A 25728-nucleotide genomic window follows, 5' to 3' on the forward strand; every position below is an offset into this window, starting at 1 on the left:
GACCTCTCGGTCTTAGGTTTCCGAGAACTCCCCCCCGAACCGTACGTACCCCTCTCAAGGTATACGGCTCTCCGTCTCTTCAGTCTAGCTTCCCGTTATGCAGGTCACGATGACACTTTCGACAAAGTATCATTGTTTTACGGTTCCTTGCTATCATCTGTCTTTCCCATTTCTTTTTCCCTTTAAGGTTCTTTAACTTTCGAACATGATGAACTTCCATTGAACCTTCTTCAGCCTTACACCATTCACATTGATTAGCCATCAACCTTTGAATAAGCGATGTTCGGGATTGGTATGATACTTCCGAAGGAAGTTTTTCTATATCCTTTTTAGTTATAGGAGCTTTATTCCTACGAAATCCCTTATCATAAAGCACTTCCGTTTTCTTACCGGACTTTGTCATATAACTGACTTGGAATATTCCGTTCACCATAAATTTTCGTTTAGCTTTACTTAAGGTCGTACGGTACTTATTTGCTAAGGTTTTATACATAGAATATTCAAGGAGATACTTATAACTATTTAAGTGGCACACATTCACTGCCAGTTGATAATATTGATAGGTTCCACGTATTTGGGCGTTATAGTTCCTTAAAATCTCAAGAGGAACCAATTTAATTAATTCTGGACGATGCATTGGTTTCCATTTTCCTGTCTTTTGGTTGACCTTTATTGCCCCTTTTTTAAATAAGCGACTATAAACAAGATCAGTAGGCATATATAGTTCGCACTTTAACGAAAATGCTCTTGTTTTTATTCCATCACTTCGTCGTTTAGAGTGAAAATCTCGCCCAACTTTAACGTCATAACCTAAAAATCGAGCCTTATGCCTCGTATTTGTTATAAGTGTTTTCTCTTCAGATAACGTTAGCTTAAGTTCAGATTTCAAGAAATTAGCGATGTCTTTTTTTGCTCTGTACGCATCTTCCTTACTCCCGATGACTCCTATTAGAAAGTCATCTGCGTATCTCACATATTGAATTCGTTTGTAGTTTTCATCCATTGGATACCTTTGAGGAATGCGTTCTCTTTCAGCTAATAACTTTCGCAATGTAATAGCTAACTCTTTTTCCTGTATTTCATCTTTCCCCTTAGCTTCCCATAATTCTTTCCTAGCCTTTTTTATCTGATGATTTATTCTAGAATAGGCTGGGTTTGTCTTTTTAGCCTTCCCTACATCAAAAGTTGACTTATACCTACTCATAAAGTTGTCTAATTCATTTAGATAGATATTTGCTAATAGAGGGCTAAGAATACCACCTTGTGGTGTACCACTAAACGTCTTATGGAACTTCCAATCTTCCAAGTAACCAGCTCTAAGAAACTTCCATATAAGCGAAATAAATTGTTCATCATCAACCCTCTTCCTTAGGATATTGATAAGAATATGATGATTAATATTGTCAAAAAAGCCTTCAATATCACCTTCGATGAACCATCTGCTCCCCGTAAATGTGCCTTTAACCTGAATCAGAGCTGTATGGCAGCTCTTTTCAGGGCGAAAGCCATGAGAGAACTTACTAAAAGTTGGTTCATAGATGGATTCTAATAGGTTTTTGATGACCTCTTGAACTAATTTATCTTCTACTGAAGGTATGCCTAATGGACGCTTTTTTCCATTTTTCTTTGGAATATAAACTCTTCTTACTGGTTGTGGCTGATAAGAAAAATCTCGTAATTTATCGACTAACCCTGAGATTCTTTTTGTAGACATTCCGTCAATGGTCTTTCCATCTGTTCCAGCAGTCATGTTTCCTTCGCTGGCGTATATGTTTTGATAGGCATCAAGGAAAAATAATGGATTATACAGATTTCGATATAACTTCTTGTATTTATATCCTGCTTTGTTACTGTGAGATGCTAGATTTTCTAATACGATTTTTGGGCTTCGCAAGAGCCTCACGCCCCTTCCCAATTTAATATTAGTCGAAAAGACTGTTCTCCTTCGCCTTGTACGAGGCTTTCCCTCGCTCTGACTACTACGAGAACTCCGTTACCATATTGGATTTTCATGAGCCACATACCTTGCTTTTTACACTTGGTATCATCCTCAATAGCCTCCTTACGAGGCGCTCCAGGTTAGGTAATCCCCATTTAGTACATATAGAGACTAGACTCGTTATGATGTCGGATGCCACTTTCGTCCGTTACTTGTTATTCAAGTTAGTCAGTCGTTGGTCTGCCATACGTATTACGTATGTTCAATGGAAACTTCGGCAACATTTCCATTCTTTGACTGCGAAGCGTTTCAATGACCCTTCACTTCGGGCGACGATACTCCACTTTGGACTATGGTTGAAGCAGTTTAGCCTTCATCCTTGTTCACAACATTTTTTACCTTGCCACTCAGTCGTACCTAGGTCATTTTGGTAACTTAGGGCTTTCCTTGCATGCTCTGGTCCCCTCCGGGTTTCCCCTTGTAGGTAAGCAAGGTGGTAACTGGGTTAAGCACAGACTCCCATCTCTTGTCTAAGGAGATTCTCTATATGCCCGTATGGGCGCACCCCAAATTCATCCAGCAAAAACACCACTTCACGATGACACTTGTTTCCTTTAGCCAGTGATGCATTTTTGGCTAATACATAATACAGTTGACGTACGAAAATAGAGGCAATCACATGATTACTAGAATCATAGTCAGGTGTAACCATAAAGATCGCAATTGGCTTTGTAAAATACGTCACTTCACTTACGTGGATGTCCGGATGTTGCTTCTCTACACAAAAAGAGGCCGTTCCTTTTTTTCGGTCTATGTTATAGACCGACACAACCGTTTCATTTTTATGATCGGTGACAATCTGGTCGTTCACCTTTTCAGCAATACGGATCTCATTTTCTTTTGGCTTAATCTCACTTGTAAAATTGAGTTCAAATAAGCCTTTGGCATCCGTCTTAATACTTTCCACTTTCCCATCGGGAAAGGTAACCTCTAGACGCGTAAGAGGCATAGCTTTTCCTTTCAGGGTTTTCCCAAAGCCTACGCGCTTTAAATCCACACTATTTTTAGCCGTCATTTTCGCAATTTCGTCAAACGTAAAAATAGACAATCCATTCATTGTTTGGGTAAAGATCCCGCCTCGTGTAGTGCCTTTCGAGAAGTTCGATGTCGCATATTGCATTTTCGCGACGCTATTTGTTGGTAACTCATCAAAGTACATATCTAAAGCATTTTGTGTATTTCCTTTTTTATCAATCACGACTTCTTTCGATCCTAGCTCTGACAACATGTTCGCTACGGTGTACATTGTAATCTTTTCTTCTGTTTTTTCCTTAATGCACTTATCTGTTACGGCTAAAATCATGGCATTACATAGACTCATCGCACATTGTTGCCAAAAGGGATCTTTCGCATTTGGATTGTAGTAAAGCGTGTAGGATAGTGTGTTACAAAGTGCCTGGGCAGTTGAATAATCTCCGTCTTTATACGTTTCTTTAATCATTTCCAACAAGTTATAGCTCATGGATTCTAAGGGATTTAACAAGTTCAACACCTCAATGTGATAACCCCTTTTTTCAAGCGTTTCTTTGGATGCTGCGAGCAGCTCAGCTTTAGGATCATTGAGGATTAGTGACGGCTGTTTTTCAGCTCTTGAATACACATCAATGGCTGGAATGACAAAGGTTTCTCCTTTTCCTGATCGTGTAATCCCAATAATGAGATTATTTACCGGTGTATCATCAATTAATAAATGACTACGGCTCGTAAATAGTTGATGTGCTTTGACCAATTTATCCATCCCTTTTAACTTTTGATAGTCGTGCCAGTTATAAATAAGATTGCGCGTTTTGATACGAGAGATTGGTACACCACCTCCGCCTGGATAATGTTCCGTTTTCTCGGGTACTTTTCGATATTGTTTTTGAAGCTCTCGACGTGTTGTAAAGCGTCCCGATCCTTTTTGGTTTTGATTTAAATCTTTAAAATTAGAACGTACATCATACGTTAATTTGGCTGTCAATAAGCAGGAGATGAGTACCATCATGCAGTAAATGGCTGCATACTGATGGGTGTTCATTTGCCATAAAAACGAGAGAGACAAATGAAACGGCTGCGGATCAAACACATCACTAAATGTGGTTTGAATAAGACTTCGCAGCGTATTGAATAAAAAGTTTAAAATCAGAAAAATAAGCACAAAAAAACAAGCACTTAAAGGAATAAGCACTTGTTTCTCAGCTATGATATATTTGATAGATTTAGTAGGTTGCATGCTGTACCTCCTGTTGCACATGAGTTGACAGTGGAATCACATACGATGAGCTAGGTGTAAACAAAAAATGCGATTGATCTCTAGCCTCATACTCTTGTTGAAGGTAATGAAAAGCTGTCTTGATGTCCCAACTGACCTCTTTCATATCCTCTTCAGTCACGATATACGCTTGATTTCGGATAAACTCCTCTCTCTCTTGATGAGTAAGTACTGATAATTCTAGAGGCGGTAACTTAGGCTTTATACATACTCTAAACTTATATGCGTGTTTGAGAAAATCATCATTAATCGTGATTGAATCAGCATTTTTGAAAATAACTACCATGTGATCTTTCAGAAGAATAATACTGTTTACACTGTTCGCAATCCGTTGGGCATGAAGAGGAGTCGTATGGAACGTTCCCAACTCTAATTCTAAAAAGAGATCCTCATGTCCATATTCGACACCCACCACAAAAGAGTGTCGCTGATTCTTTGTTGTGCTCTGATTGAACATTCTTTTCATCCTTTCTTTAAACTGGAATTAATTCATCCTCCAAATGATAAAGGAGTTGCAACTCCACGTACGATGTCTGGATGCTTGATGGCTATATATATATAATCACTCCCAATAAAAAAGATACCGTGAAACCCATGTATTTTCTCATCCTAGCTGCCTCCTCTTTTCCTTATATATTTTTCATGGTATCTTCTTGTTTCTTTTGTTGGTCGGCTAGAGATTTAATTTTCTCCTCGTCTTTGTGATCTTTCTTATCTTCCTCCTCCATCTGTTTTTTCGTTGATTCTAATTCTTTTTTGGCTTTTTCATACGCAACAATTTTTTGATTCAAGTCTTGATTCTGAATGTGAGCTGCCTCTTCTTTTGCCTCCTTCACTTTATCGAGCTTCAAATACCCGTAAGCCTTCATTTCATACCTTTTATCGGTCATTTCCACTCCCGGTTGCTTCACCATCTCTTCCCACCGTTGTTCTTGATAAGCCAAATCAAATGCCCCATTAGGGGTAGGGAACAATTGCTCAAATGCTTTTAAAGTGTCTATATCTTCTTTTTGGGCAATCATATTTTCTACAGTTTGTGGATGATGGTCTTGAAGCTTTACAGCTTCCTTATAATTTTTTTGACTAATGAGAAGGCTCGTATAGACGTTTTTTTGTTCTTTCGTTAGGTTTTTCTTTGGAATAGATGAAAGCTTTTTTAAAGCCCCTTTCTGCTCTCCTAAAAGAGCCTCCTCATAAACACTAGTTATTTGTTGCTCGAATTTGACTTGTTTTTGTAAATCTTGGATAGTTTCAGCTCGATTGTGAGAAGTAGCCACTGTTGAAAAACATGTAGCTGAAAGGATGAGAAGGGCAAGAACTCCTCCTCCATATATCCATTTTCGCTGATGATTAGATGATGAAACGTTCGTTAGGAGATGTTCTCTGGAAGTAGAAAGACCACCTGAATGCCTCAGATGGTCCGGTACCTGTTCGTTCAGTCTTTCCAGAAAAATTCGCTTTCGCGCTTCTTGTTGATCGTTCATTTTTACACCTGTTAATGTCTTACAGATATGATCCACCACATGAGAAGCAGCACCTGATCCAAAAGATAAGGCTCCACGATAAAACTCTACGCCATCGTTGTCGAGGACAACAAAATCAACCTTAGTTTTTTTCCGTTGCTCTTGGTACTCTTTTTCAATCTGTGATGTGACTTCGCATGCTTCTCCAACCGGCATTTTATGAAATGCCTTCAATTGGTCAATCTGATTTTGCATAAATAGGACAGATAGCATATTTTCCATTCCTTCCTTCTAAAAATGGGCATAGAAAAAAGCTATACAACCCTCGTGTATAGCTTTTCTTAACCACCGAAATGAACATTTGTGTTAACCCCTTCGGCTAACTGGTACGCTCCCATGACAACAATCAAACCAATTGCTCCTCCTACAAACCACGCGATACATTTATGACGACCTCGTTCGCCTCCCAAAATTAAATGGTAGCCTCCTACACAAAACGCAAGTGCTGCGGCTACCATGGCGATTCGTTGCATCCATTTGATAATCGATTTTCCACTTTCAATTAGCCCTGTCATCCCATCTGCGGCTCCCAGTGTTAAATGAGAGGTTAACTGCGTCACATCTACGCTATTCAATAAATCTAACATGTCTTTCACTCCTCTTATTTGTTAATTTTGCATTGCTGGAATACTTGTTGGCTTTACAGAAACTTGTTCATTTTCCTTTGGTTCGCTTTTCTCCTCCTCTTCTCCTTGGCCTGTAAAAGCACTCAAAGCTTGAAGAATTAAATCTTGATTTTCTTCAATGAACTGTTGATGTTGTTGATGAAGCCAATCGTTGTATTTTTGGTCATTGACTTTCAATAACTTCTCGACCAGATCCTTTGACTTCTTTACATCTTTTTGCGAAACAGTCATCTTATCACCACCTTCCAAGGGAAAACATTTATTCTTCAAAGTAGAGTTCTTTTGATGTTTCAATGAAATGAGGTAATTCACTCTCTAATTCAGATGGATCATACTCATCAAGCTTAATCTGTTGCTTTAATTCTCCATCTTTATAAATAGCTAGACTATCAGTACTTTGATCAATGCCATAGTAGGTCCGACTTTTTTTCCAATCATACTTTGGATCACCACTATAGATTTCCTTTGCATCTACATCATTTTCCTTTAAAGCTTTTTTCACCTCATGCATATACACATTCCGTGTATCATCATCAAAAGAATACATAATAAACCCTGTACCATCTTCTTTCATGAACTTTTTCATTTCTAGAGGATGTAATTCTTCTAGTTGACCATTTCCTTGTACTGGACTTGAATTCTGAGAAGAGATCGCTGCCGTTCCAATACCTAATGCAACGATAATCCCTACGGCTGCTGCCACAATTTTTTGTTTACGATTCATCATTCACTCTCCTTTATTCTTAATATTCAGACATAACAAGCGATTCTGAAACCTACCGAGAAGTATACACAGTCTATCGTGCATGTTGGCATCCACTCTGTCATTTCAAGTACTAAAAGGAAATATATACCCGTTTCTGGCTGGAAGGGCAAACCCTATATTGGCATGCATAGTTTTCACTAAGCCCAATAATGCACAACGTTTTCGGCATGTACGAAGAACCTCATGTATCTACTGTTTGGAGTGTTGTCGCTTCTTCGGCGTCACCCTCACGCCACCACTCCTCACAGATCCTGGATACACCGTCATTGTTTTGTTGCTAGATCACCGATGAGTTTTAGGACGCACTCATCGAACCTTATCGTTATCGTATACCTTGATCCCCTTGTGATCGGTTTAGGGGAGGCACGCCATATGAAATTGTCAAAGTTCCCTTACTTGTGCTCTCGGCACGTTTCAAAATCGCTTGTATGCTGCATCTAAGAACTAGCAGGTCTTTTGTAAAACTTCCTTCAATTCCTCGTCTTTCTTTCTTCGCCTGGCGACGATAGTATGTGCCTGATCCATTACTGAGCGTACTTCATAATAAATATCAGCTACACGTTTGATATCGCCCGTTCCTTTTTCTACAGCTACTCCCCCTTTTAACGTATATAACTTTCCATCAAAGGTTTTAGCACTTTTCGCTCGTGCGTCTGATATATCATAGAATGCTAGTCGCTTTTGTGCTTCCATGTTCATCGCCCCTCGTTAAGTATTCTAAAACTTAGTTCATATCCTTATGACCTGGTAAGAAAATATTTTCTAATCTAAGATCCAATGCCTCTGCGATCTTCTTCATATTTTCAAACGTTGGATATTGACGAGTCCCATTTTCGATTTGAGAAATAGTGGGTTGAGAGACTCCTGATAACTGAGCTAGATAGGTTTGACTCCATTTCTTAGATAACCTCTTTTCTCGTATGGTATTTATTTCTAGCACCTCCTTGAACACATTATATTCTATACAGAATATTTTAGTCAATAATTTTTATTCTAATTTTAATATTTTTTACCAAAAACAACCTTTTGTTATTTCTGATATAATTAACTTAAAAATTTTGCAATTGGTGGATGAATTTATGGATCAATTTAACCTTGAACTTGGAAATAATATTAAAAGCTTCAGAAAGTCTATATTTATGTCAACTACTACATTAGCTGAGCTTTCTAGTACTTCACAAGGTACGATAAGCAAGATCGAAAACGGTCATTCAACTTCTGATATTAAAACGTTAATAAGGATTTGTAAGGCATTAGGAGTTACCATCTATGACGTGCTTCCAGAGGATATTTCAAAAGAATTTAAGACAGATAATCCAAACAAAGAACAACTATTTAATATCTTAAATGACTTGTCCCCATCAGAAATTAAAGTCATTTTGGCCTTACTTACAACGGATATAGTACCTATATTGTCTAATCTTTCTCCCGTGATAAAAGCATTTGAACAAATGAGCATAAAAGAAAGAAACCTTTTTACAGACCTTTTAGAATCCATGAAAAATAACTCCTAAATATAGGATATACAACTCCTGAAAGCTTGCATACTGTGATTTTTCATCACCCTATTTTGAAAATAGGGTGATATTTTTTCACCCTTATTTGGGCAAAGGGTGATGAAATGTCACCCTTTGTGGAAACAAAAAAAGTGACTTTTAAAGTCACTTTAAACCACCAGTTTTTACTTTTTTCAGAAGATCTTTTGTATTAGAGACCGACAATTTTTTGAAGATGTTTTTGAAATGTGTTTTCAATGTATTGTCTGATTTGTGTGTCTCTAGCTTGATCTTTTTACGCGAGTATCCTTTTTCAATATATTCAAAAACTTCTCTTTCTGCATTTGTTAAATCTTTAAGCTGCTCCTCAGATTTTAAACGACGAAATTCTTTTAATACAGCTTCGACTGGACTAGGTTCTTTATTGTAATTAGAACGAATGATTTCTGGTATACGATGTACATCCTTTTTCAATATATAATCTGATGCTCCGGCCATAAATGCCTTCTGAATAATGTCTTCCTCTGACATAGACGTTAACATAATAATCTTCGATGTCTTTTCACGCTTTAATTCTAGAGCCGTGTATATTCCATCAAGATTAACTCCTGACAAATTAATATCTACAAGGAAAATGTCTATATTGTTTAAAGCATGGGAAAGAGTTATACCTTCCTCTTGCGTTTGAGCACAGCCTACTAAAATCATATCTTCTTCCCTACCAATTAGGTTTTCCATTATGTTAAGCCAATCTGGATCGTCTTCAATTAGTACTACTCGAATTGGATTTTTCATAAACATCACCCTTTTTTAAATGTATTGGAAAAGTTAATTTGATTGTGGTTCCTTCATCAACCTTACTTTCAACTTTCAAGTCTCCACCAGTGTTAAACATTACTTCAAAGCAATGATTTAATCCCAATCCATAATTTAAGTCACCTTTTTTCTTAGTACTAAAAAAAGGATCAGTAACATATTTCAAATTCTCTGATGGAATACCCATTCCATTATCCGAAAAGCAAACCATTATATTTTTACTATTCTTAGGTGAAATAGTTACCTTTATTTCTCCCCCATCGTCAATTGCTTCAATTGAGTTTTTCAATATATTTATAAACACTTCGTAGGTCTGCGTACGATCACAATATACAGTGTTTTCCTCTGATGAATAGAGTTTTTCAACCTTTATATTTTTCTTGTATAAATCCAATTTTAAATCTTCTAGGCTTTCATCTACTAACTTATTTAAGTCATTTTGACTTTTTATAATCTCTATCTCCTGTGTTTTGTTGTGTATACGCTCAATGATCTCTGTCAAGTGTCTAGAGCTACGGTTAATAATTTCAATTGAATTTTGAGAAGAAGGGTTAAGTTCATCTACGTTTATAGTTTGTAAGCTTGAATTTATTTTATAAATTTGATTCTTTATAGCATGGTTTAACAACTGTGTTCCTTTGTTTATTGCTTCTCTGGTCTTTTTATGAGCCTCTCTCTCGTACCGCAGCTTAATTCCATTAAGAGATCCAGCACCTTTTTTCAATGCTTTCCATAAAAAAATAAAAAAAGCTAATACCAGAAAAACAATCATATAACGCCAATATTGATGATGATTGTCTACTGCTCTTACAATATAATTTAAAATTAAAGCTGATAACATGACAGGAAATGAAATAGAAATTGTAGTAATGCGTTGCTTTTTCTTATTGACATCACTTTCTGTATACCAAGCATATATATGGATCAAACAGGCAGCGATAATATAAGGAACTGCCCAATATAACATAGAGCGAAAATCCGGTATAATATCAGGGTAATACACAGTTGTTTTCACCATAAAGATAATCGGGATAGGCAAAAGATACATACAGATTTGAATAGCTCTTTTCGTGAACTTGTCGCTATAAGTAATAGCCCACATGAGTAATGTGTAAGGAAAAAAATAAATAGAAATAAAGCCCGTTAAAATTCTTAGGTAATATAAAGATGAATCTAATAAAGGAAAATCCATATTAAATTTATCTAATGTAGGGAGGAAAGACTCTATAGTGGCTCTAGAGAGTCCTGCAAGTGCAGCACAAACTAGTACAAGAACACCCCACCGTATAGAAAGTGATTTAGGGTCATAACGATAACTAATAATCGCAAATATTGCACTAATTAAAAAGAGAGCAATCATTTAGTATCATTCCGAATGATATCCATGATCTCTAGTGGACTTCTAACTAAGAAATCAGGATTACTTTTAGATAAAAGCTCCTCTAAATCGTACCCCCAAGTAACAGATATTATCGGAATTTCACTTTTTCTCGCAGCAACAATATCACGATGCTCATCCGCAATAAGGATAATTTCATCTTTTGCTACGTGATGTTTTTTCATGTAATTATTCATTGTTGTATGCCTTCCAAAAAAGCGACTTGATTGAATAATTTCATCAAAATACTCCATGTCGTTCAATTTAAGAAATTTTTCGATATTTTCTTTGGAATTAGCTGAAATTATAACAAGTTTGATTCCAAATTCTTTTAAGTCTTTAAGTACCTTCTTCATTTCTTGATTTACTTCTAATGTTGGAATTGATTTTTTATATCGTTTAACAACATCCATAGTAAGCATAGGAACCTTTAATAAGGGCACCTCATATTCTTTAAAACGCTCTTTTACAGTTAACGCCCTAATTCGATCGCTTTCACTTTGAGGAATTTTTTTGTAGTGATACTTATCAGCAAACTCATTAAATAGATCAAACACAACTTGACCAGAATCTACAATAGTGCCATCAAAATCACAAATAATTGTTTTAAACATCTCTACACTTCCAATTCATTTAACTAATTAATTTTTTATAGAACATTCGTTTCCTTAATCCTATCAAAGTTCTAACCTCTTTCAAATAGAACATAATTACTTTATTTTACATTTAATCCAATTAAATATTTCCTGTATAAATTCTATTTATTGTAATTAAAATACATAATATTCTTATTAACTACATTTTCCTCTCAATAAAAAGATACATTTTCCCTATATTTACATCCTATTTTTCTTAGAATATTCCCATGGATATTTTCATTAATAATAAAAATATCCCAATTCTAGCTATACAACCTGCTCTCTCTAGTAGAATCTGTATCAATGTAATGAAAAAACAGTTTACGAGATTGTGTTGCCCGTCAACATACTCTTTATTACCGGGACATAATGCAGGGCGACATTTAAATTGGGGATTACGAGATTGTGTTGCCCGTCGACATATTCTTTATTACCCGGACATAATGCAGGGCGACATTTAAATTGAGGATTACGGGGTTGTGTTGCCCATCGACATACTCTTTATTACCCGGACATGATGCAGGGCGACATTTAAATTGAGGATTACGGGGTTGTGTTGCCCGTCGACATACTCTTTACTACCCGGACATGATGCAGGGCGACATTTAAATTGAGGATTACGGGGTTGTGTTGCCCGTCGACATACTCTTTACTACCCGGACATGATGCAGGGCGACATTTAAATTGAGGATTACGAGGTTGTGTTGCCCATCGACATACTCTTTATTACCCGGACATGATGCAGGGCGACATTTAAATTGAGGATTACGAGGTTGTGTTGCCCATCGACATACTCTTTACTACCCGGACATGATGCAGGGCGACATTTAAATTGAGGATTACGAGGTTGTGTTGCCCATCGACATACTCTTTACTACCCGGACATGATGCAGGGCGACATTTAAATTGAGGATTACGAGGTTGTGTTGCCCATCGACATACTCTTTACTACCCGGACATGATGCAGGGCGACATTTAAATTGAGGATTACGAGGTTGTGTTGCCCATCGACATACTCTTTACTACCCGGACATGATGCAGGGCGACATTTAAATTGAGGATTACGGGGTTGTGTTGCCCATCGACATGCTCTCTATTACCAGGTACAATACAGATTGATGTAGAATTAGAATAGGGGGAAAACATGTTATTCTAATCAATATAAGTTTCTCAATTAATGCTACATAGATATACTGTGAAATCCTATTACTATCAATAAAAGGAATTTGGTAAAGTACCTTTTATAAAAATGATGTAGCCTTAAAATATTATAACTACTAAAAATCTCTAATTCCCAGTAACTTATTAGTTAGCAAACCATTTTTTCTAAAGAAAATTGGTCTACAAAGGACTTCACTTTACCATATAGAATTCTACATATAAAAGGAGGGTGTCGCTATGGAAAACGACACAACAAGATCTGAAAAAGCATATTGGACAAATGAAGTTGCTAAAAGATTAGACATAGCAGTTACTACGGTACGCAAGTACGCTACTTTGATGGAAAAGCATAATTATAAATTTATACGTAATGAGCATGATCAAAGGGCCTTTTTGGAACGCGACATAATTGTTTTAACAAATATTCAATCCCTGAGTAAATCACCTGGCATTACATTAGAAGAAGCTGTAAAAACTGTCCTCGAGGATATCCCTAAGACCCCTGTGTCGCCACCCGACATAAAGGAGAATGACCAGTTACAAGCTATAATTAAACAATATGGTAATGAATTTACTACACTAAAAAATGAGAATGCTGAGCTAAAAAATATGATGTTAGAATTACAGGATATGATGAGGGAGCAAAAAGAATATATTGCTGTTTCACTTGAAAAACGTGATAAACAAATTACTGAGTTTTATAAAAAGACTATTGAAGAAAAACAAGAGAGAAAAAAAAGTTGGTTCCAGCGTCTCTTTAATAATTAATTACTATTAACGTGATCTTGAGCTAAAGTAATAGTTCAATCAAAACTGTATCGCCCACCGACATAGTATTTTTCCCTAAATAAGATATAAGTTGAGATTAAAATAGTAGTTAGTTACTCATATGTCGCCCTGCGATACAAAATTAAACTACAAGTGCAACATAAGTCGAACTTAAAATAATAACTAGTTATTCATATGTCGCCCTGCGATACAAAATTAAACTATAAGTGCAACATAAGTCGAACTTAAAATAATAATCAGCATTCATATGTCGTCCGGCGATATACGCTCTCTCTCTTAAGTTGAACTTTAGTTCAACTTGTTTTTTTTATACAAGCGATTTTAAAGATTATTTGTCTTACTAAATGATCTTTAAACCCTAATTATTTAATGTTTAGAGATACTTAAATCTCTAAAATCCACGTTGTATGCCTAGTAGGATACTTTTGAATGTAATATAAAATGGAAATTTAACTTTAATACCAAGAAAAGGGATGAGAAACGTTACAGTCATGAACTTATTTTTATTAAAAAAATGGATGTAGAAGGGGATGAGAAAAACTGAGGGGAATAAACAATATTATTTCTAATAGATAAAAACTTATATATCTTTCTTTTTTAGGCAGGGTGAGAAAAAATCACCCTACCCAAACTAATCTTTTCGCATTAACATAGAGAGAGAGAGTAATGAATCTATTACCTTTGAACAAACCTTGTCTTAAACATTTCATTTTCTAATTAAGTACTCTATGCTGTAATAGATTCATCTCTACGTAGATATGTAGTTAAAAATAATTGTTTTAAGAGATATTATAATTTTTATTGAATTTTGAGACGAGTTAACGCTATAATAAAACTAACAAAAATGACCGGAATAGAAAAAAGACTTCAACTGTTTAAGAAGTGTTGACCGCACTCTTAAACCGTTCCCCCTAATGACGGTAGGGAAAACACTTGTCGAAGTCTCTTGTTAATAGAGTTAGTTTTTCTATAAGATAAAACTTATGTTTTTATTTTATATGAAATTAACATCTATTTCAAGGGCTTAGTTCATTAAAATCAAGGCATTGTTTTCCTTTTTCCAGGGAAACAGTGTCTTTTTTGTGTTCCTTAAAGGAGACGATGAACAAATGACAAAAATCTTGACCTGCTATTTAAAAGATGTAGATACCTTTAATGGACGGTTCAAATGGCTATGGACCAACAAGTCCACACTTCGGAAAAAGAAAGAAGAGTTTTTAGACACTCTTCGTACCCACTTTAAACAACAACAATCAGCTATACATAAAGAATTTCCTAAAAAGAGAATGGAAATGCTCGATCACGTCATCTATAACCTAGTGGCTACGGGCATTCAAGCGATCCGTTCTGAAACGCTCATGAAAAAATTTAATGTTTCCAAAAGCACTGTTTCTCGTTTTGTACGTTCGTTAAAAATGACGCCGTTTATTATTGTCTCTCGTTACATTAAAGAAGACACAAACGGTGCTCATCCTGACAGCTATGTATTTATCCTTAAAAGTCATAAAAACTTTGACAAAATTTGTGATGAGATCTTTTTTGCGCATGACATGACAGGGGTTCAAAATGTCCAAAAAGAAGAAATGACAACTCCTATGACAACTCCTGTGACGAATCAAGAAATGGCCGAAAACGTTGATATAACAGGCTTAGAGACCGATAAATCACCTGATGCCTTTATTAACCTTGATTTACCTGTAAATCATATAAATAATCATTTAATGTCTGTTTCACAGTCCTTCACCTATATCAAAGGTGTGCCTAAGAAAGTCAATCAAGTCTATGCAGGTAAGTATGGGCATCAACTACAAGACTTTTATGCTCGTATTCAAAATGCTGCAAAAGCTGTGAAACGAGATACAGAGATTGAGATAAAAAAAGAGCAAGTGCATGAAATTGCGTATACATCCATTGTGGGATTAGATAAATATGTACATGAAGCCAATCAACAAGGTAACCCTTTATCCCTAGGGAATATGTGTCGATTAATCTATCAAATTGCGAAAAATCAATTCTATGAATTGGTAGACCCTAAAAAACAGGATTATTCACCAGTATACGCAAACCAACAAGAAGTTATACATAACGAAAGCGAAACAGCAACATTAGCTAAACCTAAACATATTATCCGTAAGGAACTAGTTCCAGATTGGTTAAAAGCTGAACAGAAGCAACAAGAAGAGGGTACACAAAAAGCAGAGGTTTCTCTGGAGCAACAGCTTGAAATGATTCAGTTGAAGCAAGACTTAGGACAAGAGTTAACACCAGAAGAAGAGAACTTGCTGGAGGAGCACAGCTCCACGTATAGCTTGTTGGAGATAGCTCAGGTAAAACAAGACCTAGGACAAGCTTTAACACCAGAGGAACAAGAATGTTTGCGTCAACACAATAAGCTAAAAGACACAGCTTCCTAATCAAAAAAAGTAGAAATTCCTTAGAAGCTGATGTTTTAATAGATTGTGTTTATTTAGAACCGTGTTCTAAATAAACAATAACTACTAATCTACGCAGGAGGAGAACATTATGCCACATAAAATTACGTTAACCGGATCAGCCACAGGCCCACTACGGGAATATGATCGCTACGTTGCCTTTGATATGCGTGAAAAAGGGTCACCATCTGCGCCTAAAGGATTAAAGAAAAGCACCTTTATTTCGTATACGGTGTTTGTTGCGAAGAAAGCCTTTAATAAAACAGGCCTCACGAAGAAAAGCATCATGCATGAAAAAATCTTAATTCAAGGGGAACCAACGTTAGACATTCCCATTGATGAATGCCCTGGTGAAGTAGGGGTGATTTGTTTTCAAATTACGGTTCTCCCAAGTAAAAATGATAAAGAGAAGAATGAGTCAGATGCGAAAAAAGAACCTAAACAAGAGGCATCTGCGCCTTCTGAAGCCCAAACGAACACGGAATCTAAAAAACAGGAAGAAGCACAAGCACCTGTTTCTCAACCTGTAGCAAAAGAAGAGAAGAAAGAAGTAAAGCCTATTCAGCCAGAAGTACAACAAGCGCCTACAGAAGAGAAAAAGGCCGAGGAAAAAAAGACAACACTATCCAACCAACCGAAGGGAACTCAGGATCTATTGAACTTTGATGATATTATCGTTCCTGAAGAGTTCTTAAAAACACGCCCAAACCCTGAAAAAACGCAAAAGGTGATCGATTTTGTGAAGCGTACAGGACGCCTAGATGAGCCATTAACAATTGAAAAAGGGTCAAAGATCTTAAAAGATGGATACCGTCGTTATATCGTGGCCAAAACCGTTAAAATGGATCAAGTTCCTGTTGTCTATGAATATCAAAAGTAAATAAAGTAAGAGTAGACTGGTGTAGAGGGAGAACATCTTGACTTAAGGTGAAAAAGAGAACCCTAATATTGAGCACGTGGACTTGGATTATCCCATGGCTATGAGAATACTAGGCTGTCGATTATTAACGGTAAAACATGAATTGAAAAAATGTGAACGAAGATGAAAAAGTGGTTACAAAAAGAAGCTAAAGCAAGAGAAACCATTGCAAGGAGGAAGTGTGTCACCTATTTATTTCATGAATTAAATAGGTGAACGCACTATCTTACCTGCAGATAAAACTGTTCCTTGGTACATTAACGGCAAAATGACAAAATACCAAATATGGTCCTCTTATTATTTGAAGGTTTTTATGTATATACCTAGAATAGTTCTCTTGATAAGAGGAGGTGATCATATGTTGAGAGTCATAACCGCAGAAGCAGCATATACCACCGAAGAATTAGCCGATATACTTGGTTTGCCCATATCAACTATACGAAAATACAACTTCCATTTTGCCAAAATTGGTGTGCAATTTACTAAAAAACACGGTAGATTAGCTTATACAAATGACGACGTTACCATCTTTCATGAACTAAAAAGAATTTATGCTTATCCCGAAATGACCTTAGAAAAAGCCGTTATAACCGTTGCAAAAAAATTCAACTTAGTACAAATACCAGACACTCCACCAAACATTTCAACTGAAAAGCAAACCCTTAGGTCAGAACCACTTGAGATACAAATGAAAGAGATTCAAAGCTATGTCGATGCAAAATTTGAGGAACGTGAACGTCAATTAATTTCAATGGCTCGCGAAATTCGAGCGTTAAAAAAAGCACAACAACAAAAGAAAAGCCTTTATAAGTGGTTAAAAACCTTTTTTGAAAAATGATTTGCTAACATGGTGGCATCTCGTTATCTCATATTCACACAAAAAAACCTTTTTCCTCTGCCTAGAGGGAAAAGGTTTTTTGTGTGAAGTTCAATTGTAAAGAATATCGATAACAAAGACCGCCCAATATGTATCAGTGTATAAGGCGGTCTTAACTGTATTCATGCTATATGTTTATGACAAAAGTATCGACATTATTCTCTTTTATATAAAACTAATTTGCTTTGTACTTTACTATATGTTAATTGTTAAAAAGTAATGCTTCTTTTATTGAGCAATGCTTATTTTTTTTTGCATAGATGAATAGTTTAAAGAAAATGTGTCCATCCTTTATAAAAAGGAGGTTATTGTAGTGGCTAAAAGAAGTAAGTTAGGTAGATTTTTAGATAAGGAAGGTTATAACATAACAAAATTAGCCCAAATGACGGGTTTAAATAGAAACACAATTAGTAAAATATACACTGATTCAAGTTATGTTCCATCTGGAGCTACAATAAAAAAGATTATGAAGGCATTAAGATCACTTGATCCAAGCAAAAAGACCGAGGATTTTTTTGACATATGAAAGGGTACAATAAGCGTGCCTTTACTTATTCCTCTCCCTATTTAAAGGGAATGACCCTCTATTTTGAAAATAGAAAGTCATTGGTCCATGCCTGCCTGTCACTAGTCAACCCTAAGAAGGTGACATCTCTAGTCATATCCAACATAAATGTAATCTAAACTTTTCACATAAACATATATCTTAATTTCCAGTTCAGATAACAAAGATACAGGGAATAAAATAAAGAACTATTTAAATGCTTAATTTTCCACTTATCCAATCTTCTACAAAATCATTCAAAGAAGGCGCAATCTGGGTTTGTTCATTGTTCCCATGATTCCAAAGATAAATATCATTTTGTTTTATAGATCTATCTGATATTGAATATCCAAACATATCACCATTCCTAGCATCTGAGAAAAATAACAAATTGTTAAAAGGAAGGTATATGTCCTCCAATCTTTCTCCTAAATTTAAATTTTCTCTTATAATTTTCTCTATAGACCAAATTAATGAGTAACCATAACTATCATTTACACCATTTGTTTCATACAACAAACTTCTTAATTCTTTTGGAATCTGAATACTAAATAGCTTTTCTAGCACTTCTATGTCCTCTATACTAGCCGGTTCTCCATATACACATCCTGTTGAAATATTTTGTATTAAATCCTTTCACATAGGCTCACCCCCTTATTAAAAGATTATGTGTTAAGTTGGTAAGATAACAAATAATTGCTTTAATAGCTGTGAGGAAATTCACAGCTTTAAAGTCTGGAGAATGTTGCGATGTATTTAACCTTACTAACAAAGGGTCAGTTTTCCTTTGCATTATCTAAGAACGATCACTCTGTAGTAATCTCTGTTCTTTTATGTTCGGAGATTTTTTTCTATGTTGAGAATACCCTCTAGTGAGAAACTAAAAATATGACATCTTTGTTAACAACAAGGTGTTTCTCTTCTTTATCTCGAAATAACCTACTTGTAGAAAAAAATGGTAAAGGAGACAAAGTCTTATGCAAAAAATAAAATCCTCTCTTATAGATCACCTACGTGGTTATACAAAGGAAATGATGAAAGATCTAAATGTGCCAGGGGCAGCAGTCGCAATCATAAAAGATGGAGAAATTATTCTTTCTGAGGGATTTGGATACCGTGACATTGAAAATAAAAAAACTGTTACACCAAATACGCTATTTGCAATTGGTTCATCTACAAAAGCTTTTGGGACGCTTTCCCTAAGTTTACTTGCCCAGCAACAAAAATTTAATTGGGATAAACCTGTTCAAAGTTATATTCCTACTTTTTCACTCCATGATCCTCTAGTAAGCTCACAAACTACATCTCGTGATTTGGCCTCTCATCGTTCTGGTGTTAGTCGTCATGAACTGCTATGGTATGGATCTTCATTAACACGAAAAGATATTGCGGAAAAAATTCAATATTTGGAGCTAGATGCACCATTTCGTACAAGCTTTTTATATAATAATTTAATGTATGCAACCATCAGCCATATGGTAGAAGAAATCACTAATCAAACATGGGAACAATATGTAACCGAACATATTCTACAACCTCTTCATATGGAAGATACAAACTTCTCGGTTACCACTTCACAAGAAGCAGATGATCACGCACTTCCATACATTGAAAAGAACGAGGATATAGTCAAAGTCCCATTTCGTAACATCGATACAGTTGGCGCTGCGGGATGCATAAACTCAAATATAGAAGATATGGCTAAATGGATCCTATTTCATTTAAATCAAGGAAAAATGGACCAACATGAGCTTATTACACCAGATATGTTACAGCAGATGTATCAACCGCATATTCCAATTCCAGATGAACCACTTTTATCTACATCAGAAACAACACTAAATTGCTATGGACTTGGCTGGTTTATTAGTGCATATCGGGGTCATAAAGTAATCCACCATGGTGGGAATATTGATGGTTTTTCAGCACTCGTATCTTTTATACCAGAGGAAAATATCGGACTTGTTATATTAACAAACACTGGAACAACGTTATTACCATCTTACCTTGCGAATCAAATTTATGATGAGCTTCTAGGGCTAGATGCAATTGACTGGCATAAAAGAGCTATAGAAGATACAGCTAAATTTAAAGAAATGATGAAAGAATTAGATAAGCCTCTTCCACAAGTAAAAGGGACAACCCTTACACATGCAGTAAAAGAGTATACAGGAATATTTGAGCATCCTGCATATGGGAAAATCGAAGTGTATAAACAAAACGATACGTTATATTTAAAGTGGGAATCAGTTAATATAGAGATGAAACATCACCATTACAACGTGTACACAACAAAGTGGAATTTTTCTCATACAGAAATGAATGTATTAATTGCCTATGAGATGGACGTAGAAGGGAAATTATCACAGTTTAAATTGCATTTACCACCAATGTTGAGTACAAAACCGATTGTATTTAGTAAAATTACAGATAGAATTTCATAAATTAAATATAAAACTTACGATATATCGGTTTTAATAAAAAGAAAGTATTAGCTAGGACGCAAACTCTCGCTCAATACTTTCTTTATACTTTTTTATATGGAAGTAAAAGTACAAAAATACATTTACTTTATTATCCAAATTATTTATAATTTACAAGTCGATTAGTAAGTTAATCACCACTTACTACAAAACAATCGCTTTCTCACGCTAGGCCAATGCGGAGAGAAAGCGATTGTTTTTTATTTATAAAGAAGCGAATACTTACTTTGTTAAGCTTACCTTATGTAATCTATTTAATAATTGATCAATGGACTGACTGATTTGAAGTGTACTTTCACTGGTTATACCTTCTTCTCGTGCCACTTGAATCATAGTCTCCTTGGCCTTTTCTATTTCTATCAATAAAGTTTGTTTTAGAACACCCTTATCCTCCTGCACTATCTCTCCCACCCGTTTACCAAAAGTGTTAATTCGTCAACCTATTTAACAATAAATGTATTTTCCTCCTATTTCAACACCCAATATAAAATAAAGTTAGGGTATGGTTAATAGTGCGTACTTAAAGGGCCGAAATCCTGAAAAAAGGGTTTAAATAGTCATTTTCTTTTTATATTCCTCATAAAAAATATAGAAAATTTTACATAAATTTGGTATTATATACTTGCTATGACGTTCACATTTCAACGAGTGTGAAATTAGAAAAACTGCCTCATTCCTTGTGTTGAGGCAGTTTTTTTATGTTGGTCGTCATTACGTCAGGTTGATTTTAATCCCACCAGATGATGCTGACTTTATTGGTTTTGCATCTCTTTGCTGTTTAGCTGAACTTCTGTATTTCTCCATCAATTCATCAATACTTATTACTTGTATGATTCGAATATGTTCTGAAAATACCGTATAACGAACAGGTGTAATCAACATAACGGAAGGAAAGATAGGTGACCGTTCTTCTGGCTGCCACTGCAATGCTTTCCACTCATCTGAAAAGAAAAACTCCTCATATAAACGAACCTTCTCCTGCATTTTCTGTTCTGAATATTGATTTCGTTGAATTTCCACCCAAAACGGAGATCCTTTAAAGATACAAAAGAGATCCGGTTCAATGCCTCCTTTTCGTCCAGTGGGCTTATCTTCCACAATGACACTCTTGGGCATACTATACGAACACATCTGCTTATAGACATCCAAGATAGAAAGGAAATGTAATATTTTTTGAGAGTTCTTTTTAATCTTCGCATCCACAGGTAAATAGACCGTCGGAGAATACTGCTGGGTGCGTTCAATGAGTCCTAACCGATATAAACGTACCATCACACTATTGCACGCATTTACAGGCGATTTCAGCTGTTTAAAGAACAGTTCCACTAATGAGTCACGATCCACAGCCCGAAACTGATTAATAAACCCAATGATGTCTTTATCACGCTGAGATAGTCGAAAACTCATCGCTGTTCCTCCTTTTCTAACAACCCAAAGAGGGGCTGTGACACAACCTCCAACTGCGGTTCAAGATCTTTTACCCGTGTCTTATGAGAAGAAAGCATTTCCTTACAAGCTTCTTCATCTAAAAAATAGGCTTGAAACTCTTTGACTTCATCAATTTTGATTTTCATACGTCCCCTGGCTGCAGCATCAATCTCTTCTGCGCCCATCACTCCGGCTACTTTCGCATTTGTGGCATCGGCCTGCCTCCCAGAAATTCGTACTCGTAAGTTCGCCTTTAATGCTGAATTTAATAAATCCGCATCGGGACGCTGCATCGCAATAATGGTATGAACACCTAGAGCACGGCCTTGACTCGCAAACTGTTGAATCATCTCTACAAGATCCGTTTCTCGTTTGATTATGCTCATTTCATCTACAACCACGACAATCCGAGGCAGCTTAAAGGGAAGCCTGCTGATATGTGTCACACCATGTTCTAACAGTAAGTCTCCTCGCCGATACATTTCAGCTCGAAGTAAGGCAAAAGGTCTTCTCATATCTTTCGCTTCAAAACAAAGCGCATCCACATGTTCAATTCCGTGAAATAACCCTAAATCAGCTCGTTTAAGATCCACTAACACTAAACGTAAGTCTTCAGGTGACGTATATTTCACCCACGTTGTGAGGATAACACGCATCAGGCTACTTTTTCCTGCGCCAATTTCGCCAGAAATCAGTAAGGTCTCTAAATCAGCAAAATCCCATGAAATAGGGTTTCCGTAGATATCTTGACCAATGCACACTGGAAGCTCCATTTTTTCAATATGAGGATGAATGGCTTCATAACTATAATTGAGCCTCTTAGGTAAGCTTTTATGGTGGACAGTAATACTAAAGTTTTTTAGGCTGCCGTTTATTTCGATGTTGCTGCCTAATACTTGTCGTAATGCCCATCTTTTTTTAGTTAAAAGTTCAGGATCAATGCCATTCAATAAGGAAAAGGCATAGCGAGTGTAGGTGTGATGATGATCGATTCGGTGGATCTTAGGGAACTGATACGAAGTACGATCTCCACGCTTTATGACCCGATAAATCTCTGCGGTACGAAATGCCTTTATCAACTGGCCACGCAGTTTTAGTTTTTCAAACATGAACATTCCTCCTCATAACATAAAGGTCACAAAAAAGTAAATCAAGGCGCTATAGAAGGTAACTGGCAGGATAAAGCGCATCACCTTTGCGAACTGATCAACAAGATCAATCACACCCCATCGCACTAATATCCGTTCGATAATGGCAATTCCTAGTACAATGCCTCCTATGGTTAGAATAGTGGGGTCAAGCATGGCTAGTGGACTAACCGGAATAAGGGAGTAAGCCTTGAATGGACAAGGTCTCGTGAGAGATGGTTTGGGAGGGGGAGGAAAGATAGTTCGAAAGGTAAACCCTTTTGTTTTTCTCATGTTGGTACCTCCTTTCATTCGTTTTATTTTTTGGCCTTTTACGTACCTTTTATTTCAGCTCAACGCATCCGGTCGCCCCCTTCGCCTCTTCGGCTCAGCTCCCTTACAGATTCCACGAAGAGCTTCACTAGGCGTATACAGCTTGTATTAACGGGGTAACGCTACTGAACTAGATACTGATTAGGTAATGGAGTTAGGATTCTTTAGATACTATGTATCTACTGCCGTAAGCTTGCCTGTCCATTCAAAAAATAAAAAAGAACCCTTACTGCGGTAGGGGATTAGTAGAGGGTGATGTAAGAGGAGCTGTTTTTTTATAGGCTGATGGTTGTCCTAATTCTTATCTTTTTCATGAAACGGGCGAGAAATTAAAAGCTGTCCTTTTATACAAGAAAAAACTCTAATCAGGAAAAAAATAACAAGATTAAGGGGTTTTAGTGAGGGGTAAAGTCAACTAAACAATTTAAAAGGAGGGAATTATTAATGGAGATTCTATGGATGCTAATTGTAGGTGGAATTATTGGATGGCTCGCCGGTTTAATTACAGGACGCGGCGTTCCTGGAGGTATTATTGGTAATATTATTGCTGGTTTTATTGGTTCTTGGTTAGGTGGCCTTATCTTGGGAAGTTGGGGGCCAGTCATTGGTGGGTTTGCCATCATCCCAGCCATAATCGGATCTATCATTTTAGTGCTAATTGTAAGCTTTATTTTACGAAAAATGGTCCAAAAAAAGAATCATGGTCATCACGCAAAATAAATTGAAAAACATAAATTGGAGGGACTAAAGATGAGAGAAGAAAGTAAGTCTGTGTTAGATGGTTTTGTTGAAGATAATCAATTCGAATTAGATTCTTACCTTACTTATTTGTTCGATCAACTTAATCATGAGAGCGAAATTCTGTCAGAAGCTTAATGAGAAGCCAAATATTTTGTTATAAAGAAAAAGATACAAAAATAATAAATTGGAATATAGCATAAGCGACCTTAGTAACTTTGTTTACGATACATAGGGTCGTTTATTCTTATGGAGAACGTTTAAAAATAAAGTGAAGATATTCTTCTTTATAGGCAATGCTCAAAGATTGTGATCACCTTCACTACTGCTTTGTTAAAACCGATTGGTTCCTTCTTTGATTGAAGCCTTTTCACAGTGCCAAACAGATGATTGCAGATATGATAAAAAAGGCAGACTCTCTGCTGAAAAAATTCCGTTCATTATCAAAAAGGATTTACATATCTTAATAAGCTAACCAATTATTAAATCATTTCATAATAAAGGAGATGGAAGTGTGTTTGGATTCAGTAATATGCCTAAATTCTTGTTTTCTTTCTTACTTGTACTACCACTTGTATCTCTTGTTCACCAATTAGGTCATTCTGTCATGGCAATCTTTTTCGGAGGGCGAGTGGATTTTACCATTGGAAAAGGGAAAACGATTTTTAAATGGAGAAAAATTAAAATAAAATCCGTTTACTTTTTAGATTCTTTTTGTGTATATGAAAAACTAAAATACGACAATCGATTTACCCATGCTTGTGTCTATGCTGGAGGTGCCATGGCTAATTTAGCCTCTATTTTCCTTATAAATGGTTTAGTTATATCTGACATCCTTTCAGCAAGTCTCTTTTCTTACCAATTTGTCTACTTTTCTGTTTATTATATTGTCTTCTCGCTACTGCCCATCAAATATACAGAAACAAATTCAAGCGATGGACGTGCTATTTATGATGCATTGAGATATGGAAAAATAACATGTAACCCTGATTAATAAATCTGGAATAATGATGTGAAACGATGGGTTTGCGAAGCTACATGGGATTCCTTTTTACGTAATAAATTAAATGATAAAAATAAAATCACTTTAAATAATATAGTTAATTCAGCAACTAGTGTTGATGTTGATAAATAATTCATATCAAAAAACCTTCTACTCGTGTCAGGTAGAAGGTCATTTGTGTGATTGAAATGTCATTGTATACCCTGCGAGAAAGGTAACACATTTATTCATTACCAATAAAATCATACTTTAAACAGATTACATAGGGAAACCCTCTATCCCATAGATAGAAGGCAAGATAGAAACATACTATAAGCAAAGGTAGATGACTTAGATAACTTTACATTTATTTTTATACCCAGAAGGAAAGAACTTAAACAAATAAAAAACCCTTCTACTCA

The 25728-nt window shown here is 36.0% G+C and carries 26 protein-coding genes and 1 pseudogene; 10 read left to right on the plus strand and 17 right to left on the minus strand.

The features are described from left to right. Positions 1–79 precede the first annotated feature (79 nt). The 9 genes and pseudogenes from LIS78_RS29775 to LIS78_RS29815 form a co-directional block, all read right to left on the minus strand. Complete coding sequence (locus LIS78_RS29775) at positions 80–1894, minus strand: reverse transcriptase domain-containing protein (protein WP_252285674.1); 1815 nt, start codon at positions 1892–1894, stop codon at positions 80–82. Positions 1895–2495: 601 nt separating this feature from the next. After that, a pseudogene (locus LIS78_RS29780) lies at positions 2496–4211 on the minus strand (VirD4-like conjugal transfer protein, CD1115 family); the annotation flags it as partial. Then, positions 4198–4707, minus strand: a complete 510-nt coding sequence (locus LIS78_RS29785) for a hypothetical protein (RefSeq protein ID WP_088568316.1) — start codon at positions 4705–4707, stop codon at positions 4198–4200. The pseudogene LIS78_RS29780 and the gene LIS78_RS29785, both read right to left, overlap by 14 nt. Positions 4708–4879: 172 nt before the next feature. Next, positions 4880–5995 (minus strand): hypothetical protein, encoded by a 1116-nt coding sequence (locus LIS78_RS29790; protein WP_155661094.1) that lies wholly within the window; start codon positions 5993–5995, stop codon positions 4880–4882. Positions 5996–6054: 59 nt separating this feature from the next. Continuing rightward, entirely contained in the window at positions 6055–6360 is a 306-nt protein-coding gene (locus tag LIS78_RS29795) for a hypothetical protein (RefSeq protein ID WP_055990036.1), read from the minus strand. A gap of 21 nt (positions 6361–6381) precedes the next feature. Continuing rightward, positions 6382–6630, minus strand: a complete 249-nt coding sequence (locus LIS78_RS29800) for a hypothetical protein (RefSeq protein WP_061860170.1) — start codon at positions 6628–6630, stop codon at positions 6382–6384. A gap of 28 nt (positions 6631–6658) precedes the next feature. Then, positions 6659–7123: a hypothetical protein gene (locus LIS78_RS29805; RefSeq protein WP_095380719.1), complete on the minus strand. Its 465-nt coding sequence runs from the start codon at positions 7121–7123 to the stop codon at positions 6659–6661. Positions 7124–7609: 486 nt separating this feature from the next. Beyond that, the gene (locus tag LIS78_RS29810; protein WP_098793767.1) at positions 7610–7858 is read right to left on the minus strand and encodes a hypothetical protein; all 249 of its coding nucleotides are present in this window, start codon (positions 7856–7858) and stop codon (positions 7610–7612) included. Positions 7859–7889: 31 nt separating this feature from the next. Then, on the minus strand, positions 7890–8117 hold the full coding sequence (locus LIS78_RS29815) for a helix-turn-helix transcriptional regulator (RefSeq protein ID WP_306473018.1): 228 nt from the start codon (positions 8115–8117) through the stop codon (positions 7890–7892). Between the two features lie 127 nt (positions 8118–8244). On the opposite strand from LIS78_RS29815, the gene LIS78_RS29820 reads away from it, so the two are divergent. Beyond that, positions 8245–8679: a helix-turn-helix domain-containing protein gene (locus LIS78_RS29820; protein ID WP_098793768.1), complete on the plus strand. Its 435-nt coding sequence runs from the start codon at positions 8245–8247 to the stop codon at positions 8677–8679. Positions 8680–8826: 147 nt separating this feature from the next. On the opposite strand, the gene LIS78_RS29825 is transcribed toward LIS78_RS29820, so the two are convergent. The 3 genes from LIS78_RS29825 to LIS78_RS29835 are packed head-to-tail and all read right to left on the minus strand — an operon-like array spanning position 8827 to position 11469. After that, positions 8827–9456 carry a response regulator gene (locus LIS78_RS29825; protein ID WP_170943882.1) on the minus strand — a complete coding sequence of 210 codons (630 nt, stop codon included), beginning with the start codon at positions 9454–9456 and terminating at the stop codon, positions 8827–8829. Next, positions 9425–10837 (minus strand): ATP-binding protein, encoded by a 1413-nt coding sequence (locus tag LIS78_RS29830; RefSeq protein ID WP_221791502.1) that lies wholly within the window; start codon positions 10835–10837, stop codon positions 9425–9427. Before LIS78_RS29830 ends, LIS78_RS29825 begins: the two co-directional genes overlap by 32 nt. Continuing rightward, positions 10834–11469, minus strand: a complete 636-nt coding sequence (locus LIS78_RS29835) for an HAD-IA family hydrolase (protein ID WP_098793771.1) — start codon at positions 11467–11469, stop codon at positions 10834–10836. Before LIS78_RS29835 ends, LIS78_RS29830 begins: the two co-directional genes overlap by 4 nt. A 1422-nt stretch (positions 11470–12891) precedes the next feature. On the opposite strand from LIS78_RS29835, the gene LIS78_RS29840 reads away from it, so the two are divergent. From LIS78_RS29840 to LIS78_RS29860, 5 genes are all read left to right on the plus strand, one after another. Further along, positions 12892–13422 carry a hypothetical protein gene (locus LIS78_RS29840; RefSeq protein ID WP_098793715.1) on the plus strand — a complete coding sequence of 177 codons (531 nt, stop codon included), beginning with the start codon at positions 12892–12894 and terminating at the stop codon, positions 13420–13422. A 1130-nt stretch (positions 13423–14552) separates the two neighbouring features. Continuing rightward, a complete protein-coding gene (locus tag LIS78_RS29845; protein ID WP_252285675.1) occupies positions 14553–15857 on the plus strand; it encodes a replication protein in 1305 nt (434 codons plus the stop codon). A gap of 109 nt (positions 15858–15966) precedes the next feature. Then, positions 15967–16755, plus strand: coding sequence for a ParB N-terminal domain-containing protein (locus LIS78_RS29850; protein ID WP_252285676.1), 789 nt, complete (start codon positions 15967–15969; stop codon positions 16753–16755). 397 nt (positions 16756–17152) lie between these two features. Next, the gene (locus LIS78_RS29855) at positions 17153–17632 is read left to right on the plus strand and encodes a MerR family transcriptional regulator (protein WP_252285677.1); all 480 of its coding nucleotides are present in this window, start codon (positions 17153–17155) and stop codon (positions 17630–17632) included. 352 nt (positions 17633–17984) lie between these two features. Continuing rightward, entirely contained in the window at positions 17985–18197 is a 213-nt protein-coding gene (locus tag LIS78_RS29860) for a helix-turn-helix domain-containing protein (protein WP_235918805.1), read from the plus strand. Positions 18198–18428: 231 nt separating this feature from the next. Here the strand turns inward: LIS78_RS29860 and LIS78_RS29865 are convergent, their stop codons facing one another. Next, complete coding sequence (locus LIS78_RS29865) at positions 18429–18842, minus strand: SMI1/KNR4 family protein (protein ID WP_342032906.1); 414 nt, start codon at positions 18840–18842, stop codon at positions 18429–18431. A gap of 350 nt (positions 18843–19192) precedes the next feature. Here LIS78_RS29865 and LIS78_RS29870 point away from each other — a divergent pair, with 350 nt between their 5' ends. Then, positions 19193–20659, plus strand: a complete 1467-nt coding sequence (locus tag LIS78_RS29870; protein ID WP_252285678.1) for a serine hydrolase — start codon at positions 19193–19195, stop codon at positions 20657–20659. Positions 20660–20920: 261 nt separating this feature from the next. Here LIS78_RS29870 and LIS78_RS31560 read toward each other — a convergent pair whose 3' ends face one another. The 4 genes from LIS78_RS31560 to LIS78_RS29890 all read right to left on the minus strand — a co-directional run bounded on the left by LIS78_RS31560 (position 20921) and on the right by LIS78_RS29890 (position 23547). Next, positions 20921–21109, minus strand: coding sequence for an aspartyl-phosphate phosphatase Spo0E family protein (locus tag LIS78_RS31560; RefSeq protein ID WP_306425567.1), 189 nt, complete (start codon positions 21107–21109; stop codon positions 20921–20923). Between the two features lie 300 nt (positions 21110–21409). Then, complete coding sequence (locus LIS78_RS29880) at positions 21410–22105, minus strand: hypothetical protein (RefSeq protein WP_155661081.1); 696 nt, start codon at positions 22103–22105, stop codon at positions 21410–21412. Next, positions 22102–23235, minus strand: coding sequence for an FtsK/SpoIIIE domain-containing protein (locus tag LIS78_RS29885; RefSeq protein WP_155661080.1), 1134 nt, complete (start codon positions 23233–23235; stop codon positions 22102–22104). The genes LIS78_RS29880 and LIS78_RS29885 overlap by 4 nt, the downstream gene beginning before the upstream one ends. 12 nt (positions 23236–23247) lie before the next feature. Continuing rightward, on the minus strand, positions 23248–23547 hold the full coding sequence (locus LIS78_RS29890) for a hypothetical protein (RefSeq protein ID WP_252285679.1): 300 nt from the start codon (positions 23545–23547) through the stop codon (positions 23248–23250). A gap of 483 nt (positions 23548–24030) precedes the next feature. Here LIS78_RS29890 and LIS78_RS29895 point away from each other — a divergent pair, with 483 nt between their 5' ends. The 3 genes from LIS78_RS29895 (at position 24031) to LIS78_RS29900 (ending at position 25318) form a co-directional block, all read left to right on the plus strand. After that, a complete protein-coding gene (locus LIS78_RS29895) occupies positions 24031–24306 on the plus strand; it encodes a GlsB/YeaQ/YmgE family stress response membrane protein (RefSeq protein ID WP_252285680.1) in 276 nt (91 codons plus the stop codon). Between the two features lie 30 nt (positions 24307–24336). Beyond that, entirely contained in the window at positions 24337–24462 is a 126-nt protein-coding gene (locus LIS78_RS31565; protein ID WP_262385073.1) for a hypothetical protein, read from the plus strand. Positions 24463–24838: 376 nt separating this feature from the next. Further along, positions 24839–25318, plus strand: coding sequence for a site-2 protease family protein (locus tag LIS78_RS29900; RefSeq protein WP_252285681.1), 480 nt, complete (start codon positions 24839–24841; stop codon positions 25316–25318). Positions 25319–25728: the final 410 nt, after the last annotated feature.

The sequence above is a fragment of the Priestia megaterium genome, from assembly GCF_023824195.1.
GTDB lineage: Bacteria > Bacillota > Bacilli > Bacillales > Bacillaceae_H > Priestia > Priestia megaterium_D.

Bases quoted from the DNA above. Each gene is read 5' to 3' on its own strand.
- LIS78_RS29785 (WP_088568316.1), bottom strand. From the start codon at position 4,707: ATGTTCAATCAGAGCACAACAAAGAATCAGCGACACTCTTTTGTGGTG.
- LIS78_RS29790 (WP_155661094.1), bottom strand. From the start codon at position 5,995: ATGGAAAATATGCTATCTGTCCTATTTATGCAAAATCAGATTGACCAA.
- LIS78_RS29795 (WP_055990036.1), bottom strand. From the start codon at position 6,360: ATGTTAGATTTATTGAATAGCGTAGATGTGACGCAGTTAACCTCTCAT.
- LIS78_RS29800 (WP_061860170.1), bottom strand. From the start codon at position 6,630: ATGACTGTTTCGCAAAAAGATGTAAAGAAGTCAAAGGATCTGGTCGAG.
- LIS78_RS29805 (WP_095380719.1), bottom strand. From the start codon at position 7,123: ATGAATCGTAAACAAAAAATTGTGGCAGCAGCCGTAGGGATTATCGTT.
- LIS78_RS29810 (WP_098793767.1), bottom strand. From the start codon at position 7,858: ATGGAAGCACAAAAGCGACTAGCATTCTATGATATATCAGACGCACGA.
- LIS78_RS29820 (WP_098793768.1), top strand. From the start codon at position 8,245: ATGGATCAATTTAACCTTGAACTTGGAAATAATATTAAAAGCTTCAGA.
- LIS78_RS29825 (WP_170943882.1), bottom strand. From the start codon at position 9,456: ATGAAAAATCCAATTCGAGTAGTACTAATTGAAGACGATCCAGATTGG.
- LIS78_RS29830 (WP_221791502.1), bottom strand. From the start codon at position 10,837: ATGATTGCTCTCTTTTTAATTAGTGCAATATTTGCGATTATTAGTTAT.
- LIS78_RS29835 (WP_098793771.1), bottom strand. From the start codon at position 11,469: ATGTTTAAAACAATTATTTGTGATTTTGATGGCACTATTGTAGATTCT.
- LIS78_RS29840 (WP_098793715.1), top strand. From the start codon at position 12,892: ATGGAAAACGACACAACAAGATCTGAAAAAGCATATTGGACAAATGAA.
- LIS78_RS29845 (WP_252285675.1), top strand. From the start codon at position 14,553: ATGACAAAAATCTTGACCTGCTATTTAAAAGATGTAGATACCTTTAAT.
- LIS78_RS29850 (WP_252285676.1), top strand. From the start codon at position 15,967: ATGCCACATAAAATTACGTTAACCGGATCAGCCACAGGCCCACTACGG.
- LIS78_RS29855 (WP_252285677.1), top strand. From the start codon at position 17,153: ATGTTGAGAGTCATAACCGCAGAAGCAGCATATACCACCGAAGAATTA.
- LIS78_RS29870 (WP_252285678.1), top strand. From the start codon at position 19,193: ATGCAAAAAATAAAATCCTCTCTTATAGATCACCTACGTGGTTATACA.
- LIS78_RS29880 (WP_155661081.1), bottom strand. From the start codon at position 22,105: ATGAGTTTTCGACTATCTCAGCGTGATAAAGACATCATTGGGTTTATT.
- LIS78_RS29885 (WP_155661080.1), bottom strand. From the start codon at position 23,235: ATGTTTGAAAAACTAAAACTGCGTGGCCAGTTGATAAAGGCATTTCGT.
- LIS78_RS29890 (WP_252285679.1), bottom strand. From the start codon at position 23,547: ATGAGAAAAACAAAAGGGTTTACCTTTCGAACTATCTTTCCTCCCCCT.
- LIS78_RS29895 (WP_252285680.1), top strand. From the start codon at position 24,031: ATGGAGATTCTATGGATGCTAATTGTAGGTGGAATTATTGGATGGCTC.
- LIS78_RS31565 (WP_262385073.1), top strand. From the start codon at position 24,337: ATGAGAGAAGAAAGTAAGTCTGTGTTAGATGGTTTTGTTGAAGATAAT.